15 protein-coding genes are annotated in these 21121 nt (G+C 46.7%); 14 read left to right on the forward strand and 1 reads right to left on the reverse strand.

What is annotated here, in order from left to right; genetic code table 11:
- Nucleotides 1-8: 8 nt before the first annotated feature.
- From DDR33_RS21330 to DDR33_RS21360, 7 genes are all read left to right on the forward strand, one after another.
- Complete coding sequence (locus DDR33_RS21330) at nucleotides 9-1160, forward strand: Gfo/Idh/MocA family protein (RefSeq protein ID WP_238387891.1); 1152 nt, start codon at nucleotides 9-11, stop codon at nucleotides 1158-1160.
- Nucleotides 1161-1165: 5 nt separating this feature from the next.
- A complete protein-coding gene (locus tag DDR33_RS21335; protein ID WP_109417835.1) occupies nucleotides 1166-2224 on the forward strand; it encodes a sugar phosphate isomerase/epimerase family protein in 1059 nt (352 codons plus the stop codon).
- 10 nt (nucleotides 2225-2234) lie between these two features.
- Nucleotides 2235-2684, forward strand: a complete 450-nt coding sequence (locus tag DDR33_RS21340; RefSeq protein WP_109417836.1) for a c-type cytochrome — start codon at nucleotides 2235-2237, stop codon at nucleotides 2682-2684.
- A gap of 85 nt (nucleotides 2685-2769) precedes the next feature.
- A complete protein-coding gene (locus DDR33_RS21345; protein ID WP_238387887.1) occupies nucleotides 2770-3417 on the forward strand; it encodes a 3-keto-disaccharide hydrolase in 648 nt (215 codons plus the stop codon).
- Nucleotides 3418-3440: 23 nt separating this feature from the next.
- Entirely contained in the window at nucleotides 3441-4691 is a 1251-nt protein-coding gene (locus tag DDR33_RS21350) for a nucleoside permease (protein WP_109417838.1), read from the forward strand.
- Nucleotides 4688-5572, forward strand: coding sequence for a hydroxypyruvate isomerase family protein (locus DDR33_RS21355; RefSeq protein WP_109417839.1), 885 nt, complete (start codon nucleotides 4688-4690; stop codon nucleotides 5570-5572). The genes DDR33_RS21350 and DDR33_RS21355 overlap by 4 nt, the downstream gene beginning before the upstream one ends.
- A 35-nt stretch (nucleotides 5573-5607) precedes the next feature.
- A complete protein-coding gene (locus tag DDR33_RS21360) occupies nucleotides 5608-6486 on the forward strand; it encodes a sugar phosphate isomerase/epimerase family protein (protein ID WP_109417840.1) in 879 nt (292 codons plus the stop codon).
- Nucleotides 6487-6541: 55 nt separating this feature from the next.
- On the opposite strand, the gene DDR33_RS21365 is transcribed toward DDR33_RS21360, so the two are convergent.
- Entirely contained in the window at nucleotides 6542-7441 is a 900-nt protein-coding gene (locus DDR33_RS21365; protein ID WP_109417841.1) for an AraC family transcriptional regulator, read from the reverse strand.
- A 100-nt stretch (nucleotides 7442-7541) separates the two neighbouring features.
- Here DDR33_RS21365 and DDR33_RS21370 point away from each other — a divergent pair, with 100 nt between their 5' ends.
- From DDR33_RS21370 to DDR33_RS21400, 7 genes are all read left to right on the forward strand, one after another.
- The gene (locus tag DDR33_RS21370) at nucleotides 7542-10931 is read left to right on the forward strand and encodes a DUF5107 domain-containing protein (RefSeq protein WP_109417842.1); all 3390 of its coding nucleotides are present in this window, start codon (nucleotides 7542-7544) and stop codon (nucleotides 10929-10931) included.
- A gap of 73 nt (nucleotides 10932-11004) precedes the next feature.
- Nucleotides 11005-14043 (forward strand): SusC/RagA family TonB-linked outer membrane protein, encoded by a 3039-nt coding sequence (locus tag DDR33_RS21375; RefSeq protein WP_109417843.1) that lies wholly within the window; start codon nucleotides 11005-11007, stop codon nucleotides 14041-14043.
- A gap of 26 nt (nucleotides 14044-14069) precedes the next feature.
- A complete protein-coding gene (locus tag DDR33_RS21380) occupies nucleotides 14070-15605 on the forward strand; it encodes a RagB/SusD family nutrient uptake outer membrane protein (protein ID WP_109417844.1) in 1536 nt (511 codons plus the stop codon).
- 79 nt (nucleotides 15606-15684) lie between these two features.
- Nucleotides 15685-17031 carry a sugar porter family MFS transporter gene (locus tag DDR33_RS21385; protein ID WP_109417845.1) on the forward strand — a complete coding sequence of 449 codons (1347 nt, stop codon included), beginning with the start codon at nucleotides 15685-15687 and terminating at the stop codon, nucleotides 17029-17031.
- 21 nt (nucleotides 17032-17052) lie between these two features.
- A complete protein-coding gene (locus tag DDR33_RS21390; RefSeq protein WP_109417846.1) occupies nucleotides 17053-18111 on the forward strand; it encodes an aldose epimerase family protein in 1059 nt (352 codons plus the stop codon).
- Nucleotides 18092-18826 carry a copper homeostasis protein CutC gene (locus DDR33_RS21395; protein ID WP_202913809.1) on the forward strand — a complete coding sequence of 245 codons (735 nt, stop codon included), beginning with the start codon at nucleotides 18092-18094 and terminating at the stop codon, nucleotides 18824-18826. The genes DDR33_RS21390 and DDR33_RS21395 overlap by 20 nt, the downstream gene beginning before the upstream one ends.
- Nucleotides 18827-18854: 28 nt before the next feature.
- On the forward strand, nucleotides 18855-21074 hold the full coding sequence (locus DDR33_RS21400) for an alpha-galactosidase (protein WP_238387888.1): 2220 nt from the start codon (nucleotides 18855-18857) through the stop codon (nucleotides 21072-21074).
- Nucleotides 21075-21121 lie beyond the last annotated feature (47 nt).

Genomic DNA, 21121 nt, shown 5'->3' on the forward strand with positions numbered 1-21121 from the left:
TAAATAACATGAAGCTAAAACTCGGAATGATAGGAGGCGGAACGGGGGCATTCATCGGTGCCGTGCACCGGATTGCCTCCAGGATTGACGATCAATACGAACTTGTTTGCGGAGCCTTCAGCAGCGATCCGGAGAAAGCAAGAGCCAGCGGCATCATGCTTGGTCTCATGGAAAGCAGGATCTATAACTCGTATGCCGAACTGTTTGAAAAGGAAAAAAAATTGCCACCTGAAGAACGGGTTCAGGTGGTGAGCATCGTTACCCCTAATCACCTGCACTATGAGCCTGCTAAACTCGCTCTGGAGAGTGGTTTCCACGTGATCCTGGACAAGCCGGCAACGTTCTCACTTCTGGAAGCGAAGGAACTGGCCCGGCTGGTGTTGGAAACAGGATTGCTGTTTTGCCTTACGCATACCTATACCGGCTATCCGATGATTAAAGAAGCCCGGCAGATTGTAGCTTCCGGGAAACTTGGAGAGATCAGGAAAGTCTACGTGGAGTATCCCCAGGGATGGCTGAGCGGCTTCGAAGAAGGTTCAGGCAATAAACAGGCGTCCTGGCGCACCGACCCTCAGCAAAGCGGGATTGCGGGGGCTATGGGCGATATCGGAACTCATGCTTTTAATCTTGCCGAATATGTGAGCGGATTGCAGGTAAATCGTATATGCGCTGACATAAATATCGTGGTGAAAGGCCGCAAGCTGGATGATGACGGAGCTGCTTTATTGAAATTTTCCGGGGGGGCTTCAGGGCTCCTGATGGCAACGCAGGTAGCTGCCGGAGAGGAAAATAATGTCAGGATCCGGGTGTACGGGGAAAAAGGAGGCATTGAATGGCAGCAAAGTGATGCCAATACTCTTCTTTTGAAATGGCCCGACAGGCCGTCTGAAATTCTGCGTACAGGAGGGGGATACCTGAGTTCTTTTGCAGCTCATAATACACGCGTCCCAGCCGGGCACCCGGAAGGGTATCTGGAAGCTTTCGCCAACCTGTACCGCAATTTTGCGCTCTCTGTGAAGGCGAAGATCAACGGAGATGAAGCAAAACCGGAATGGCTGGACTACCCCGGGATGGAGGAAGGAGTAAGGGGAATGGCGTTTATTGAAAACGTGATTGCTTCAGGCCGTTCAGAACAAAAATGGATTGATTTTACAGTTTAACCAATATGACGACAATAAAAGGCCCTGCCGTATTTCTGGCACAATTCATAGGGGAACAGGCTCCTTTCAACAGCCTCGGATCCATTTGCCGCTGGGCAAAAGATCTTGGATTCGAAGGGGTGCAGATCCCTACAACCGACCCCCGGTTCATCGACCTGCAGAAGGCTGCAGAAAGTAAAGATTATGCAGACGAAATCAACGGTGTAGTAAGGGAAGCGGGACTCGAAATTACCGAGCTCTCCACGCATCTGCAGGGACAGTTGGTAGCCGTACATCCTGCTTACGATCAGTTATTTGACGGATTTGCCCCTGAGGCAGTACGAAACAATCCCAAAGCAAGACAGGAATGGGCTGTTCAGCAGCTTAAGTATGCTGCTAAAGCTTCGCAGAACCTGGGGCTGAAGGCTCATGCTACTTTTAGCGGTTCCCTCTTGTGGCCGATGGTTTATCCCTGGCCTCAAAGACCGGCAGGCCTGGTGGAAACAGGTTTTGAGGAACTGGCATCGCGGTGGCTGCCGATATTGAACTATTTCGATGAATGCGGAACAGACCTGTGTTACGAAGTGCACGCAGGCGAAGACCTGCATGACGGAATTACCTTTGAGCGATTCCTTGAAAAGGTAAATAGCCACCCGCGTGCCTGCCTTCTTTATGATCCGTCACACTTTATTCTGCAATGTCTTGATTACCTTGAATATATCGATCTCTACAAAGACCGTATCCGGATGTTCCATGTGAAGGACGCAGAGTTCAACCCCTCCGGGCGGCAGGGAGTTTATGGCGGATACCAGGCATGGGTAGACCGGGCCGGACGCTTTCGTTCGCTTGGCGACGGCCAGGTTAATTTTAAAGCAATTTTTAGTAAGTTAGCACAATACGGGTTTGAAGGATGGGCGGTAATGGAATGGGAATGCGCCCTTAAACATCCGGAAGACGGGGCGAGAGAAGGGGCTGAGTTTATCCGTAACCACATTATCAGGGTGACAGACAAGGCGTTTGACGACTTTGCAGCTTCTGGTATTGATGTAGCTGCAAATAAAAATATCCTTGGAATTAATAAATAAAATAGCACACATGAAAAAAACACTGATCCTTTTTAGTTTTTATGCATTTATCACAGCCTGCGGGGGGAGTTCGGATAAGACCGCCAGCGGAGATACCAGCGCGGCGGCCGATCTTGCGGCATCAAGCCGGCAGACAGAAGTGGATACCAATGTCAACAATATCGGTACCAACCGGGCGGAAGGTTCTGCCCCCAGCGGAGCGTATGAGAAAGGCGCCCAGCTTATTTCCGAATCCGACTGCCTCACCTGTCACAAAGTAAATGACAAACTGATCGGCCCTGCATATAAGGATATTGCCAAAAAGTACAGCAAGACAGACAAAGACGTCGCATACCTGGCGGGTAAGATCATCAAGGGAGGAAGCGGTGTCTGGGGCGATATTCCAATGACTCCTCATCCTGCTGTGAGTGAAGACGACGCCAAAGAGATGGCAAAATATGTTTTATCATTAAAAGAGTAATCAAATAACTATGAAACGTTTTATTCTACCGGCAGTGGTGTGCGGCATATTTATATCCTGCGCCTCATTTAAAAACACATCCTCGATGAATACAGAAGTTGCAGGCCAGAAGGCTGGCTGGGTTCCCCTTTTTGATGGAAAAACTACCAGCGGTTGGCACATTTATGGAAAAACTGTGACCAGTTCGGCCTGGAAGGCCGATAACGGAACTCTGCATCTGGATCCCGCAGCGAAAAAACAGGGAGCCGAAGGAGGGGATATTGTTACCGACCAGGAGTTCGAAAATTTTCATCTGAAGCTTGAATGGAAGATTTCAAAGAATGGCAACAGCGGCATCATATTCCTGGTGAACGAAGATCCCAAATATCAAAGCACGTATAATACCGGCCCTGAAATGCAGGTACTCGATAACGACGGGCACCCCGATGCTAAGATCCATAAACACCGTGCCGGCGATCTTTATGACTTGATAGCCAGTTCAAAAGAAACAGTTAAGCCTGTGGGCGAATGGAACAAGGCAGAAATTGTCTGCATTAAGGGTAAGTTGGATTTCTTCCTGAACGGAACAAAAGTGGTTTCCACCACGTTATGGGATGATAACTGGAACAAGCTTGTTGCCGGGAGTAAATTTGCTTCCATGCCCGGCTTCGGAACATTCCGGTCGGGCAAGATCGCCCTTCAGGATCACGGAGACGAGGTCTGGTACCGCAACATTATGATTAAAAAGCTGTAAATTACCCATCAGACTAACCAGACATGACCACAGCCAATCGTATTAAACTTTCAGTGATGATGTTCCTCGAATTCTTTATTTGGGGAGCATGGTTCGTCACACTGGGAACTTTCCTGGGTAAGAATCTTCATGCTTCGGGTACACAGATCAGCCTGGCCTATCTGACGCAGTCTATTGGAGCTATTATTGCTCCGTTTATTATCGGGCTGATCGCCGACAGGTTTTTCTCTGCACAGAAGATCCTGGGAGTCCTGCATCTTGCCGGGGCTGTCCTGCTGTGGACGGCATCCCGGGCGTCCGGTTTTGACGCTTTCTTTCCCTGGATACTGGTTTATATGGTTCTTTTTATGCCCACCCTTGCTTTGGTCAACTCAGTTTCTTTCAGGCAGATGACCGATCCCGGAAAGCAGTTTCCTTCCGTCAGGGTACTGGGTACTATCGGGTGGATTATCGCCGGCTTGACGATTGGATGGTTAAACTGGGAACAGAACAATCAGCTGGAACTTACGTTTGGAATGGCTTCAGTTGCTTCTGCAATACTCGGGCTTTTCAGCTTCACATTACCCTCTGCACCTCCTGTTAAAAGAGGAGAGAAGACTTCGGTGGCAGATGTGCTGGGGCTGGATGCCATTGGCCTGCTTGCCAACAGGTCTTATCTGTTGTTTTTCGTGGCATCAGTCGCTATCTGCATTCCGCTAGCGTTCTACTACAACTTCACCAATCTGTTTCTCAATGAAGCAGGGATGAAATCGGCAGCCGGTGTTCAGTCCCTGGGGCAGGTGTCCGAGACTTTGTTTATGCTCCTGATCCCCGTGTTTTTTGTCCGCCTGGGTGTGAAAAAGATGCTGGCAATAGGAATGCTTGCCTGGGTGCTCCGATATGTTTTCTTTGCCTTTGGAAATGCAGACGCCAATTACTGGATGCTGATCCTCGGGATTGTCCTGCATGGCGTTTGTTACGACTTCTTCTTTGTCACCGGGCAGATCTACACAGATAACCTGGCGGGAGAACGTTTTAAAAGTGCAGCGCAGGGGATGATCACACTGGCTACGTATGGTGTCGGGATGCTGATAGGATCGCTGGTGGCGGGGCCCGTTGTCGATCTCTATGCACAGGGAGGGAGCCATGACTGGAGATCAGTCTGGCTGATCCCTGCGGCAATAGCGGCTTTTGTCCTGCTGCTCTTTATTCTCCTGTTTAAAGACAGGAACCATGTAAATAAGCAAGCGGCTGTTCTTCCGGGAGAGAGCCGTGAAATAGATCCTCTGATATGAAAACACAACAGAACCGCCGCTCGGCAATAAAAAATATTCTGGCCGGGACAGCAGCTATCACAACATCCACTATGGTGCCTTCATTTGCATGTGCCACAGGGCATAAGGAATATAAGCTCAAAGGAAATATCAATCACGCCGTGTGCAGGTGGTGTTTCAGCGACTTGTCACTCGATGATCTGTGTATGAAAGCAAAGGAAATCGGAATAAAGGCGATTGATCTTGTGGGGCCTAAGGACTGGGAGGTGCTGAAAAGACACGGACTGGATTCGTCTATGTGTAACGGTGCCGAAATAAGTCTGACAGAAGGCTGGAACACCAGGGAATACCACGCTGCCCTGGTTAAGAATTATTCTGAAATGATTCCGCTTGTAGCAAAGGCAGGGTACAGGAATCTGATCTGTTTCAGCGGCAACAGAAGGGGAATGGATGATGAGACGGGTTTGAAGAACAGCGTTGAAGGGCTCAGGCAGGTACTGGCCCTTGCGGAAAAGCACAAAGTGGTGCTGGTTATGGAATTGCTGAACAGCAAGGTCAACCATAAGGATTATCAATGCGACCGCACGGCCTGGGGCGCCGAACTGGCCAGGCGGCTGGAGTCGGAAAGTTTTAAACTGCTCTATGATATCTATCATATGCAGATCGATGAAGGCGACGTGATCCGCACTATCCGTGATAATCATCCCTTTATTGCTCATTATCATACAGCCGGGGTGCCTGGCCGGAATGAAATTGACGATACGCAGGAACTGTATTATCCTGCCATCATGAAAGCAATTAAGGAAACGGGTTTCAAAGGATATGTTGCCCAGGAATTTATCCCGTTACAGAAAGATAAAGTTGCTTCTTTGAAAAAAGCTGTTGAAATTTGTGATGTGTAATTCCGGCATTGAAAGATAAGTTAGATTAAAACAAAATGATCAGAAGAAATTTTCTGCAGCATGCCGGTTTGTTGAGTGCAGCCTTCCTCTTGCGTCCGTCTTTTTTGACAGGCAGGCCTTCCCGGAAGATTGGGATTCAGCTATATACACTTCGCGATCTGATCGGGAAAGATGTCAGCGGAGTCCTGGCCAAGGTAGCAAAGGCAGGGTACAAGGAAGTGGAGGTTTACGGCTTTAGCCGGAAAGATAAGTTCTGGGGCCTTGAGCCCCGGGCATTTAAGCAAATTTTAAGATCTCATCAGCTTACTTCTCCTTCAGGACACTATGATCCTGGCATGTTTTTAGCTCCCGGAGGAAAGGAAGATGATCTCAAAGTAAATATTGAGGCGGGAGCGGCCCTTGGCCATTCGTATCTTACTGTTCCTTATCTTGATGATCGCTTCAGGAGAAGTGCTGATGACTATAAAGCTATCGGGGCAAAATTTAACAGGGCAGGGGAGCTCTGTAAACAGTCCGGCCTCCGGTTCGCTTATCATAATCATTCCTTCGAGTTCGATCGCCTCGGCGATACTTCGGGATATGATATCCTGCTGAAGGAAACTGATCCCGCATTAGTGAAGTTTGAATTAGATTTGTACTGGGCTGTCAGGGCTGGAAAAGACCCGGTTGCGATGTTTAAAGAACATCCCGGCCGTTTCGCCATGTGGCATGTAAAGGATATGGACAGGCAGAAACCGGATCTTAATACAGAAATTGGGGATGGAAGTATAGATTTCAGGAAGATTTTTGCAGCAGCGAAAATCTCTGGAGTGAAACATATCCTGGTGGAACAGGAGAATTTCGCTATCGATCCTTACCAGAGTATCGCCAGGAGTTATCAGTATATCAATACTAAGCTTCTTTCGGAAATATAGGATAAACAGATCTTTTCAGAAATACTGGCGTCATCTGCTCTGTCATATCTATGACTTAGTGTATTTTCTTCTCCCTGTATAGGTTAGGTGAGATACCCATGATCTTTCTAAAAAGGCGCGAAAAGTAATATGGGTCGTCAATCCCTACTTCATTCGCAATTTCCTTTATTCTTAATGTCGTAAAAAGTAAAAACTGGCATGCCTTCTGAATCTTCAAATGGTTGTAGTATTCAATAGGGGAAAAGCCTGTTTTGTTCTTGAACAACGAGGAGAAATAAGATGGAGACAGGTTAACATGTGAAGCTATTTCTTCCAGAGTAAGCGTTTTGCTGATATTTTTGCTTAAATAGTCGATAGCCATGTCCGTCGTATTCTTGTCATTAAGCTGTCCGGCCGGATCGGATTGTATGTTATAGATGAACGAGGTTAAAAAATGCCATAAACACATATTGGTATAAATCAGGTTATCTGTGCCATAACCTCGCTCCAATTGATTGTACATTTCATTAAAAAGGCTGAAAATCCTTTCGTTATTCCTTATAAATCCTTTGTGCCCGCCTGTTTGTTTTTCAAAAAGCGAAAGTATAGAATGCGAAATGCTTCCTTTAAAATGTACCCAATAAATTGTCCATGGGTCATTTACATCCGCTTCATATTTATGTGCGACTTTTATCGGAATAATAATGAAATCACCCGCTTCAATCCGGTATTCCTTTGTTTTGACAATTACATCACCCGCTCCTTTATAGCAATAAATAAGAATATGCTGATCAGCACCGTGAGGTCTCTCCCTGTAATGGTAAAGTGCTTTAGGATAATAGCCTATATCGGTAATGTACAGGGTGCTGATGATATCATTTTTTACACATTTCTGGGCAAGCACCGGCCTTGGAATTACTACCGCCTTTTGCCCCTGGAAGCCTTCTTTCTTTTTTAGCGGGAGACTTTTGTTCATAATTTAATGATAGTAAAAAAATCCATCATTATAAAAAAAACTTCCATTTTTCCCCCACTTGCCTCTGCCTATTTTAGCGTTATAGTTTTAAGCCAGTTATATGATAAATGAAGTAAATGCCTGGAAAGAGGATGTGGTCATTCCGACCTATCCCGTCGGGCAGCCCGAGAAAAATCCATTGTTCTTAGAGAAAAGAGTTTATCAGGGCAGCAGCGGGGTGGTATATCCTCATGCTGTTATCGAAAAGATCTATGATGAAAAAGTTGACCAGACCTATCAGGCGGTTTTTATTGAAAATGAATACATCAGGCTGATGATACTTCCCCAGCTGGGGGGCAGGATACAAATGGCATATGATAAAGTACAGAACCGTCATTTTGTATATTATAATCAGGTGATTAAGCCGGCTTTAGTCGGTCTGACCGGACCATGGATCTCCGGCGGGATCGAATTTAACTGGCCTCAGCATCACCGGCCTTCAACTTTCGAACCTGTTGACTTTAAGATTGAGGCGAACAGTGACGGGAGTAAAACCGTGTGGGTAAACGAGGTGGAGCGAATGTCCCGGACTAAGGGCATGGCGGGCTTTACCCTTTATCCTGGAAAGGCATATATTGAGATCAGCGGAAGAATTTACAATCGTACGCCCTTTCCTCAAACCTTCCTGTGGTGGGCAAATCCTGCGGTGAAGGTAAACGACGATTATCAGTCTGTTTTTCCGCCCGATGTTTACGCGGTATTCGACCATGGAAAACGGGATGTTTCTTCGTTCCCTATTGCCAAGGGTGTGTATTATAAAGTCGACTACTCCCCCGGTACAGATATTTCAAGGTATAAGAACATACCTGTTCCTACGTCCTACATGGCCATAACTTCGAAGTATAATTTTATAGGAGGATATGAACACGATAGCCGGGCCGGGCTGCTGCATGTTGCCGACCATCATGTTTCACCCGGTAAGAAGCAATGGACCTGGGGGCATGGCGACTTTGGAGTTGCCTGGGACAGAAACCTTACTGACGAAGACGGCCCGTATATTGAATTGATGACAGGTGTATATACAGATAATCAGCCGGATTTTTCGTGGTTGCAGCCGTTTGAAGAAAAGCGTTTCGTGCAGTATTTTATGCCTTACAGCGAAGTCGGCCTGGTCAGGAATGCCACGAAAGAAGCTGTAGTAAGTATCGGCTGCCAGGAGCAGACTGTTGAGATAAGGCTCTATGTAACTGCGGAATATCCGCGATTACAGGTGATCTTAAAGCAGGGGATGGATGAACTCTTCAGCGAGGAAACGAAAGGCTCGCCGGATCTTCCCTATATTAGAATAGTTGAGCCGGATAAGTCATTTTCTGAAACTGAATTAGAATTAATAATCGTTGATTTATCCTCCGGCAGAGTTCTGGTGAGCTACCAGAATGAGAAACCGGAAGAACAGGAAGTTCCGGCTCCGGCCACGGCTGCAAAACGCCCGGAAGAAGTGGAAAATAATGAGCAATTGTATCTGACCGGATTACATCTTGAGCAATACCGGCATGCGACGTATTTGCCTTTAGATTATTACAACGAAGCGCTTCGGCGCGATCCCGGCGATGTGAGGAGCAATAATGCAAAAGGACTATGGTATTTGAGGCGTGGAAAATTTGCGGAATCGGAAGGTTATTTCAGAAAGGCAATCTTCACGTTGACGCAGCGTAATCCTAATCCTTATGATGGTGAGCCCTTCTACAACCTTGGTTTGGCTCTTAAGATGCAGGGAAAGAATGCTGAAGCGTTTGACGCTTTTTTTAAATCGGCGTGGAACGATGCCTGTCAGCATGCTGCCTATCTTCAACTTGCACGGATAGCTTGCGGTGACGGGAAATTTGAGGAGGCATTAGACTTTGCCGAACAAGCGTTGATAAAGAATTATCGCAGCCATACGGTGCGGCATATTAAAACCGCGATTTTGCGGAGACTCGCCCGTAAGCGCGAAGCGCTTGCCTTTGCCGATGATTCTCTTGCTGTTGATCCTTTTAACTTCGGATGTTTATTTGAAAAATACCTGCTGTTAAGTGAAAGTAATCAGCCTGATGCTGAACAGTCGCTCGAAGCTCTGAAAGATTTAAGCCGGAACTGGGTTCATAATTTCATAGAATACTCTCTTGACTACAGTCATGCCGGTTTGTTTGAAGAAGCGTCAGACTTGTTACAAGTACATGTGAACAGCAGCGGCAGTATCTATCCTATGCTTTTCTACTATTCAGGCTGGTTTGCTTTCAGGCAGGGGCAGCATGAAACTGCTCTTGAATATTTCAGGAAGGCCTCTTTGCTCGACAGCGGGTATTGTTTTCCTAACAGGATTGAAGATGTCCCCGTACTGCAACTTGCTATGGATCTGAATCCCGCGGACGCAAAGGCACCTTATTATCTCGGAAATTTCTGGTATGATAAAAGGCAATATGCCGACGCGATCTCGTGCTGGGAGCGGTCTGTTGAAACAGATGCTGCCTTTCCCACTGTACACCGTAATCTTTCTCTCGCTTACTTTAACAAGCTTAATCAACCCGAAAAGGCACTCAGGTCTCTGGAGAAAGCTTTTATGCTTGATACGACAGACGCACGTGTGCTGATGGAGCTGGATCAGTTGTATAAAAGGCTGAATACTCCGCACGCGGAAAGACTCGCACTGCTGGAAAAAAACATAGATCTCGCGGAAGCAAGAGATGATTTATTCCTGGAGCGAATAACCCTCTGCAATCAACTGGGAGACTACAAGAAAGCCTGCAAGCTAATATTGTCCAGGAAATTTCATCCGTGGGAAGGGGGAGAGGGAAAGGCCGTGGGGCAGTATCTGATATGTCACACAGAACTGGCGAAGGAGGCAATTGCTGCCGGTAATTATGAAGAAGCGTTGGGTTTGCTGGAAGAAGCGGGAAATTACCCCGTTAACCTGGGAGAGGGAAAGCTGCCGGGCACGCCTGAAAATGATATATATTTCCTGAAAGGCCTTACTTTCGGACTATGCGGAGATGAAGAGGCCGCTACACACTATTTTAAACTTGCAACGCAGGGAATAAGTGAGCCCGTTCAGGCCATATTCTACAATGATCCGCAGCCCGACAAGATCTTTTATCAGGCTCTGGCCTGGATGAAACTGGGTAATCCACAGAAGGCGGAAGAGTTGTTCACCCGGTTAATCGATTTCGGGCAAAAGCATATAGACGATGACGTTACTATCGATTATTTCGCTGTATCCCTGCCCGACCTCCTGGTCTTTGATGTAGATCTTGTCCTGAGGAATAAAATCCATTGTCTCTATCTTATCGCTTTAGGCCGGCTGGGACTTGGCAAAGACGGGGCTTTGCAATTGGAAGGTGCTTTTAACGAAGTGCTGCAACTGGATTGTAACCATCAGGGCGCTATTCTGCACAAAAATATGATCGGTTTTTTAGGCGGGGAGTTTAGATTATCTTCTTCTCAATTAGAAAAAAAGTCCATCAAATCCAACTGATTATCCATTTTTACTGACACAACATCAGAATAAATTTGACATAATAAAGCTAACCAATTAACAAACTTGAAATATGAGATGCGATCCTCTAAAAATCAAGAAGCTTAGTGCTTGCCTCAGGCTGAATCTTTTATTCGGCCTCCTCCTGGCCTCTTTCTTTTCCTTTGGCCAGGGAACTCTCAAACAAGTTACAGGGAAAGTAACTGATGACAAAAAGGAACCTTTTGCCGGGGCAACCGTCAGGCTGAAGGGGAAACAAGGTTCTGGAACCCTTACTGACGGTAAAGGTGCTTTTTCTCTCATGGCAGCGCCGGCAGACACCCTGGTGATTTCCGCTGTCGGTTATTTAAACGTAGAGCTGTCTGTAGGAAGCAGCACAAGTTTCACGGCTGCACTTATGCCTTCGTCAAATACGCTCAGCGACGTCGTGATAGTGGGTTACGGCTCGGTCCGCAGGACCGATCTTACAGGAGCTGTAACACAGGTAAGTTCGAAGGATTTAACCAAACTGCCTGCCGCAAATGTTGATCAGGCGCTTCAGGGTAATGTGCCTGGTCTGTGGACCAATCAAAGCGACAGAAGTCCCGGTGCAGGAGTCAACATCGCTTTGCGGGGTAGCAATTCGTTTTCCGGAAATGCACCGCTTTTTATTGTAGATGGTTTTCCGATCGCATCGGGCGGAGGTGTTAATGCCATTAATCCCAATGATATCGAATCTGTATCAGTATTAAAAGACGCTTCATCCATTGCAATTTATGGCGCAAGAGCTGCCAACGGCGTAATCCTGATTACCACGAAATCCGGGAGGGCCGGAAAGAACAACTTTACAATCAATGCATTTAACGGGTTCAAATCTTTTGATAACCCGCTTGAGTTTCTCAACGGCGAAGAACTAGCTGCTTTAAGAAGAGAGGCTTACAAGAACGATAATGTAAATGGCGGAGTAGCTGTGTTCAGACCTGAAGAAAACACCATGCTTCAGAACGGTCAGTATACAAACTGGTGGGACGAGGTAACTGGTTCCGGCCGTCCTACTCAGAACATCCAGTTAACCTTTGGTGGCGGGTCTGAAAATACCCGTGTTCTTCTGAGCGCCAACCTTTATAACGAAAAAGGAGTGGTCAACAATTCAGATTTCTTACGGGGAAGCTTCCGCGCGAATATTATTCAAAAAGTAGGTAAGCTTACCTTTACGAGCAACAACAACCTGGCAATGGTAAGCGGAAGAGGGGTTTCGGGGCCAAGTATCTTATACCCGGCAATGGTCGGTAACCCATTAGCTCCTATAAGGCAAGCCAATGGCGATTATTACACCATGCTGATCGGTGTCGGCAATACTCCATGGGCTAATCCGGTGGCCTTTTCCGAATCTATCAAAAGCCGATATACAGAGCCCGTCATCACCAGCTCTCAGGCTCTCGAATACACCGTGTTGCCCGGGTTGAAGTTGAAAACGCAATTGTCGGGCGAGTTGGACAGCTGGAAGGAAAATTTCTACGTTCCCAAGGCATTGTCGGGAAATCATGAAGAAAGCGGCAGGGTAGCAGATGGATTTGCCAGAATTACCAATAATATCAATTATAACTGGATCAGTGAGACCACAGTATCTTTTAATAAAACCTTTAATAACGTCCACAGACTTGAAGCCCTTGGCGGATTCTCTGTACAACAGAACCGCTGGGAGTCGGTTATAGCCTCGGCGTCGGGTTTTCCTTTTGATATCTATGAAACGTGGAACCTGGGAGCGTCCACCGGCCAGGCGCGCAAGCCTTCGTCGGACTTACAGAAGTGGAGTATGGTATCCTACATCGGCCGCATAGGCTACACCTTTAACAATAAATATATCCTCACCGGAAATATCCGGGCAGACGGCTCTTCCCGTTTTGGCTCAAATAATAAGTGGGGGGTATTTCCAAGTGTGGCAGGAGCCTGGAAGGCTTCAGAAGAGAGCTTTGTAAGGGATCTTAATGTGTTTGATGAGCTTAAGTTCAGGGCTAGCTACGGACTTGCCGGGAATGCAAATGCTCTCGGTGTTTATTCAACCCAGGCCAGGCTTTCCCCGGCTTCCTTTAACTGGGGAGGCGTCGAAGCGTCGGGCTATTATCCCAGCCAGCTTTCCTATGATAACTTAAAATGGGAGACGACGAAACAGTTTGATATCGGTCTTGATGCTGGTATATTGAACAGGAGGCTGACTATTACGCTTGACTACTACGTCAAAAATACATCGGATCTTATCCGCCAGCTTCCGGTACTCGCAGTTTCGGGTTTTCAAACCGGCTGGGCAAATCTGGGTAACCTGAAAAACCAGGGTGTTGAACTGGCCCTGAAAGGAACCGTAGTTGACAAGGAGTTTAAATGGAATGCAACTCTTAATCTCGCTGCAAACCGCAACAAGCTGACTTCGCTGGGCGACGGGACCACAAAAATCGGTACAACCCACTGGGTCGGAGAACCTATTGGCATTGGCGCACGGTATATGATCGAAAAGATCGGAATCTGGCAGGAATCCGACAGGACTGAAGCTGCACTCTACGGAGCTAAGCCGGGGGATGTACGGTATCGCGATCTCGATGATGATAAGAAGATCAACAATAACGACAGGGCCTTCCATGGCAACCTTACTCCTGATTATTACGGGTCCTTAACAAACGACCTTACCTATAAGGGATTTGATCTGAATGTATTTGTAACGTTTGAAAAGGGAAGGACGGTGTATAACGGGCTGAATTATAAACTGCTTGCAGGAGATGGGTACGATAACCACCGCAGAGAAATTCTTGAAAGATGGACGCCGGAAAATCCAACCAACAAGTATCCCCGTGCGGCTCTTGGTTACTCAAACCGTTCCACTATGGCCTCCACTGAATTTTTGGAAGACGCTGACTTCATTAAGTTCAGAAGTATTACGCTTGGTTATACATTGCCCGAAAAACTAACCCGCAATATAAAAAATGCAGGTCTGCGCGTTTACTTCTCAGCAATAAACCCGATAACAATCACGAACTATTCAGGAATGGATCCGGAGGACGGAGACTATGGCAATACAGCAAGATATGCGCCCTATCCGATCACCAGGTCGTTCATTATTGGACTGAATCTTAATTTCTGATCTATTTACCATTAAATCAGGTTAACATGAAATCAATTTGCTACACAATATTAATGGTCTTCACCTTCGGTCTGATTTCCTGTAACAAGGATTTCCTGGAAGAAGACCCCAAAACGTTCCTCACACCTGCCAATTTCTATAAGACAGAGCAGGATCTTCAGATGGGACTGAATGCGGTTTACAGGACGCCCCAGGACCGTTATTCCAATATGTGGGGAGCACCATGCTGGTTCGGCTGGGCCACAGACATTGGCTACCTTACACCGGCAAACGGACATGCTTTTCATAATCAACCGAGTCTTCTGCGAAACGATTTTAACTCATCCTCTGATATGCCCTGGTACTTTTGGGATTATATGTACCGGCATATAAAAGATATCAATTTCCTCCTCCTGGCATTGCCCGACGTACAGGTGAACGTTGACGTGAAGAAGCAGATTGAAGCACAGGCGAGAGCCTGGAGAGCTCATATCTATTTTGATGGTATACGTATTTTTGGTGCTGTGCCATTGATCCTTGAGCCGATATCGGACGTGAAGGCCCTGAACAGTATGACCCGTACCGACGCCACAAAAGTATATGATCAGATAATTGCTGATCTCCAGTTCGGGAAAGATAACTTAACGAATCAGTGGACTGATGCCAAAGACCGCGGGCGCATTACTGCAGGCGCCTGCGCTGCTATGCTTGCCCGCGTATATATCACGATGGCCGGTTACCCACTGAGGAAGACCGAAAGGTGGCAGGATGCCCGTACCGTACTGAAAGAGTTTGTCGACGATAAGAAATACGGCAACCAGTATGGGCTCTTCGACGAATATAGCCAGGCGTTTGCCGATGCAAACATTCCCGGAAAGGAGAGTGTGTGGACTGTAAACTTTACCAGGGGGACGTTTGGTCAGGGGAGTCAGGTACATACTGACTTTTCGCCTATTGAGTTGTATTATGATTCCCGTGCCGGTTTAACGAGAGGCGGTGGCTGGAGTAATGAACTGCCTACCGATGCTTTCCTTAATTCATACGACAAAGCACAAGATAAACGATATAAATTTACCTACTGGTCATCTACAGCTGATATACCGGACGAATATGCTGATATCAATAACAGCACCACCGGTCCGGTTGTATTTGCCAGGCCCCATGTTAAAAAGTTCAGGGAGCGGACGCCCAACGACAACTCGCAGGGCTCAGGGATCGATCATTATATTATCCGTTATGCCGACGTTTTACTGATGTATGCGGAAGTCCTCAATGAGCTGAATGACAATAATGCTTATCGCTATATTGATATGGTGCGTCAGAGAGCCGGCCTTGACGATCTTCCCCAGATGACGCAGCAGCAATTCAGGGATCACATGCTGCTTGAGAGGGCATGGGAATTGTGTTTTGAAGGCGAAAGAAGGTTCGATCTTATGCGTACGGGAACCTATTACGACAGGGTGAAGGCCTGGAATCCTCAGGCAGGTGCCAATATTGTAAAAGGGAAGCATGAGCTTTGGCCCGTGCCTCAGAGAGAAATTGACATAAACCAGAATCTGGCACCAAACAATCCCGGATATTAAGTAGTATCACAGCAGCCGCTTGCCGGCTGCTGCTGCTCTCGTTTATTTTTAAGGTACAGATTACCAATATTATTGTTCTATGAGTACAAATTCCGCCAGCTTCAATAGCGGGTACATTATGGCCATATCCTTTGTGTCTGCTCTGGGAGGCTATTTATTCGGTTTCGATTTTGCCGTGATCTCAGGTGCTTTGCCTTTCCTGAAAAACGAGTTTTTGCTGTCCGCTGCCGGTGAAGGTTTTTTAACCGGCTCACTTGCTCTCGGCTGCATCGTGGGGTGTATGATAGCCGGAAGCATGGCTGAAAAATATGGAAGAAGGCCTGCGCTGATGCTTGCCGCATTGATTTTTGCGGTCTCGTCCCTTGGCATGGCTTTCTCAACCGGACTGAGCGTTTTCATTTGTATGCGCTTCGCTGCGGGCATCGGGGTAGGGATGGCTTCCATGCTGAGCCCTATGTACATTGCAGAGATTTCGCCGGCTTCCGTAAGAGGCCGCAACGTGGCGATCAATCAATTGACCATTGTCACGGGGATCCTGATTACCAATCTTGTGAATTATTCACTTTCCGACAACGGCGTGAATGCCTGGAGGTGGATGTTTGGTCTGGGTGCTGTTCCTTCAGTCTTGTTCTTTGTGGGGGTACTTTGGCTGCCGGAGAGCCCCAGGTGGCTAATGAAGGTTAACCGTCAGGCAGACGCAGCAAAAGTGCTGGGTAAAATCGGAAACAGCGCTTATGCCGGTGGCGTACTTGAAGATATTGAAACTTCATTGAAGGGCGTGCTTCAAACATCATGGCGGATGCTTTTTCATTCATCGGTATTGCCTGCAGTAGTTGTAGGTGTCGGCCTGGCTGTCTTTCAGCAACTGTGCGGGATTAATATTGTGTTTAATTATACCTCAAGGATATTTGCATCAGTGGGTGCTGACCTCGACCGGCAACTGCTGGAAACTGTAGCCATTGGACTGGTGAACCTGGTGTTTACCCTGATTGCCATGTGGCAGGTCGACAGACTGGGGAGGCGCCCATTAATGCTTGCAGGTTCTATCGGCCTTTCCGTATTATATCTTTTGCTGGCTTTTGCTCTAAAGGAGCAGCTCAGTCCGGCATTCGTGTCCGCCTTCGTTTTGCTGGCTATCGCCATGTATGCAACCTCCCTGGCGCCCGTAACCTGGGTGCTTATATCAGAAATCTTTCCGAACCGGGTTCGTGGCCTTGCATCTTCAGTGGCAATTATCGCGTTATGGGCAGCTTATTTTATACTGGTATTTACATTCCCCATATTAGCGGAAAGACTTGGTACTTATGGCCCATTTTATCTGTATGCCGGGATCTGTTTGCTTGGTTTCTTTTTTGTGAAAGCGAAGGTAAAGGAAACAAAGGGCCGGACACTGGAACAACTGGAACAGGTGATGACTGGTCACTAAATTTTAATAGACTAATATTTCATGATGCAGAAACAGTGCCGGGTAACGGCAGAACGCTGGGGAACGACGGATGGGCATGAGGTTTTTTTGTTCCGGCTCAGTAACGGGGACATTGACGTTGAAATAAGTAATTACGGAGCAACTGTTGTGAGCATAAACGTCCCTGACCGTTTAGGGATAAGGGATAACATTGTAGCCGGATTCAACAATTTAAAACCGTATCTTGGTGAGCACCCTTATCTCGGCTGTATAATAGGACGCTATGCAAACCGCATTGCTTACGGGAGCTTTACTTTAGATTCGGTCAATTATTCCCTCGTAAAGAATGACGGCCTTAATCATCTGCACGGCGGATCCTGTGGCTTCAACCGGAAAGTCTGGCAGGAGGAAAAACGTATTCAGACAGATACTGAAGCTGGTATAGAGTTAAGCTACCTGAGCGCTGATGGCGAGGAAGGATATCCCGGTAACCTCAAGGTGAAAGTTCGTTACATTCTCAGTATCAGTAATAAGCTCCATATTCAATATGAGGCCTTTACGGATAAGCGGACTGTTTTTAACCCTACTAATCATTCTTATTTTAATCTCACCGCATTTCAGGAACCAACGATTCACAACCACTTCCTCCAGGTTTACGCCGACTCTTATACCGTGAAGAACGAAAATAATGTTCCTTCCGGGGAATTTGCACCTGTAGAAGGAACGGCACTTGATTTCAGGGAGCCGAAAAGGCTTGGAACTGATATTCTGAAAATGGCTGCAGACCGGGGATACGATCATAACTTCGTGATCAGAAAGGGGGGGGACCTTCCTTCTCCCGCAGCTCTCCTGTATGATGAGCATTCGGGAAGGGGACTGAAGGTTTATACTGACCGGCCGGGGATGCAGCTTTATACATCTAATTGGTGGGACGGAACGCTTACAGGGAGCCAGGGCGTGTGCTATGAAAAGCATGGTGCTGTGGCACTCGAAACGCAATCTTTCCCCGATTCTCCGAACCATTCTCATTTTCCTTCCACGGTGCTGAGTCCCGGAGAAGTGTACCAAAGCGAAACCATCTATGAATTTTATGTCAGATAAAGCTATTCTTGAAGTTTGTGCATTTAACATTCAATCCTGTCTTATTGCTGAACGTGCAGGTGCAGCGAGGGTTGAACTTTGTGATAATCCTTTGGAAGGCGGAACAACACCCGGGTATGGTACTTTGAAGCAGGTGAGGGACAAGCTCTCCATAAAGCTTTATCCAATCCTGAGACCGCGTTCAGGAAATTACTTTTATGATGCAGATGAGTATGAAATCATCCGGAAAGATATTGAACTGTGCAAACAGATAGGATGTGACGGCATTAGTGTGGGAGCTGCCACCATAAATGCTGAAATAGACACTGAATGGCTGAAGCGGCTGGTGGACTGGGCGGGGCCGATGGGTGTAACATGCAATCGCGTGTTCGACGGAACTCCCGACCCCTTCAAAGCCCTCGAAGACGTGATCGCCTGTGGTTGTGAAAGGATCCTTACCTCCGGTCAGGAAAGTTCTGCGCCTGAAGGAATTGGATTGATAGCGCGGCTAATAAGGGAAGCCGGAGACAGTATTATTATAATGCCGGGTGCGGGCGTTAAATCATCTAATATTGAAGATCTGAAAAAACAAACCGGGGCGAAGGAATTTCATGCGTCGGCAAGAAAAATAGCCGGGAATCCCCTGAGCTATATTAATACAAAAGTAAGTGATTACGGAAATGTATATATCGCGGACGAAGATGAAGTTCGTTTGCTTGTGCAAAGGATTTCCTGAATTAATGAATGAACTAAATATGTTTTTTATGATGCCATCTGCTATCACCCGTTTTTTTTCAAGACCCATCAGTATGTTACTCACCCTGTTCCTGGTGGGGGGCGCTGTTTTTCCGGTGTATTCTCAAAAAATAATAATCCCGGTTTATTCAAAATCAAATGCGCTCATATTACAGGTTGAAGATAGCAAGGATCTCAATATGGCTTATTTTGGAGAAAAATTGTCAGATGAGAACGAGTATAAGAATATCAGCCGTGTCTACCGCCCTGCTGAGGATTATTCCTCTATGCTGGCGTCTGCTTACACTGCTTCCGGTACGCGAAATCTTGCCGAACCGGCTATCAGTGTAACTCATGCAGATGGCAATAATGGTCTTCATTTATTATACGAAAGTCATAAACAGGAGAAGATCGATGAGAATGTCTCTCTGACAACCATTGTCCTAAAGGATCCTGTTTATCCCTTCTGGGTGACTCTCTATTATAAAGCTTATGTGAATGAGGATGTGATAGAGCAATGGAGCAGTATCAGACATAAAGAAAAGAAAAGCGTTACACTTGGAAAATTTGCCTCTGCCAATCTCCTCATGAGGGGCAGCGCTTACTGGCTGAGACAGTATCATGGAGACTGGGCGCGGGAAATGCAGCCGGAGGAAAGCCGGCTCACACATGGAATAAAAGTTCTGGATTCAAAGCTTGGTACCAGGGCCAATTTGTTTCAGCCTCCTTTGTTTATGGTGTCTCTTGACAAGCCTGCCACAGAGGACGAGGGGAAAGTACTGTTTGCATCCCTTTCATGGACTGGGAACTTCCGGGTAGATCTCGAAGTGGATCATCAGGATAACCTTCGTATTATTGCGGGCGTCAGCAATTTTGCCTCGGCCTACTCTCTTAAGCCCGGTGAAGAATTCAGCACCCCGGCTTTTTTGTATACCCTTTCTAACAGTGGCAAGGGGCTAGCCAGCCGTAATCTGCACGATTGGGCAAGAAATTACAAACTTGTGGATGGAAAAGGAACACGTCTGACGCTTTTGAACAATTGGGAAGCAACCTATTTTGATTTTAACGAAAGTAAGCTGTCTGCCTTATTAAAAGATACTAAAAAGCTGGGAGTCGATTTGTTCCTTCTCGACGATGGCTGGTTTGCAAACAAATATCCCCGGAATGATGACCATGCAGGGCTCGGCGATTGGCAGGAAAACAAACAGAAACTTCCTAACGGGATCAGCTATCTGGTGAAAGAGGCGGATGCAAATGGTGTAAAGTTCGGTATCTGGATAGAACCGGAAATGGTGAATCCGAAAAGCGAGTTGTACGAAAAGCACCCAGATTGGGTAATCCGCCAGCCCGGCCGGGACGAGCATTATTTCAGGAATCAGCTGGTACTGGATTTAAGTAATCCTAAGGTTCAGGATTTCGTATTCGGGATTGTGGATGGGCTGCTTTCTAAAAATCCGGAACTGGCTTATATAAAATGGGATTGCAATGCTGTTATTTACAATGCTCATTCATCTTATCTTCAAAATCAGTCGCATCTCTACATAGAGTATGTCAGGGGCTTGTATAAAGTCCTTCAGAGAATACGGGCAAAATATGCTTCTATTCCGATGATGCTATGTTCCGGAGGCGGTGGAAGGGTGGATTACGGAGCCCTGCAATACTTTACGGAGTATTGGCCGAGTGATAATACTGATCCTCTCGAGCGCATCTTTATGCAGTGGGAATATTCCTATTTCTTTCCCGCTATCGCCTCTGCCAATCATGTAACGGACTGGGGAAAGCAACCTGTTAAATTCCGAACTGATGTGGCTATGATGGGTAAGCTGGGTTTTGATATAGTGATAAGCAAGCTGGATCCAAAAGATCTGACCTTCTGCCAGCAAGCGGTAAAGACATACGATTCTGTTAAAGATATTATCTGGCAGGGTGATCAGTACCGTTTGACAAACCCGTTAACTGATGACGTAGCATCTGTTTTCTATCTGGATAAAGCAAAATCAGCAGGAGTGATCTTTAACTATCTCGTCAATAATCGTTACGGAGCCGGAAGCGCCGTGCCGATCAGGTTGAAGGGGCTGGATCCATCGAAGAAATACCGGTTGGAAGAAATAAATCTTTATCCCGGAACAAGATCTGCTTTAAATCCGGGCACTATCTATACGAGTGATTTTTTGATGAAAATAGGCTTCAATCCGGCGGTAAAGTCTGGAAGAAATAGCGTAGTAGTAAAGATAACAGAAGTCAGATAGTTTAAAGGGCAGCCGGTCGGCTGCCCTTTAAACTATCTGATCAAAGT

Origin of the sequence: Pararcticibacter amylolyticus (assembly GCF_003130405.1) — a bacterium.
GTDB lineage: Bacteria > Bacteroidota > Bacteroidia > Sphingobacteriales > Sphingobacteriaceae > Arcticibacter > Arcticibacter amylolyticus.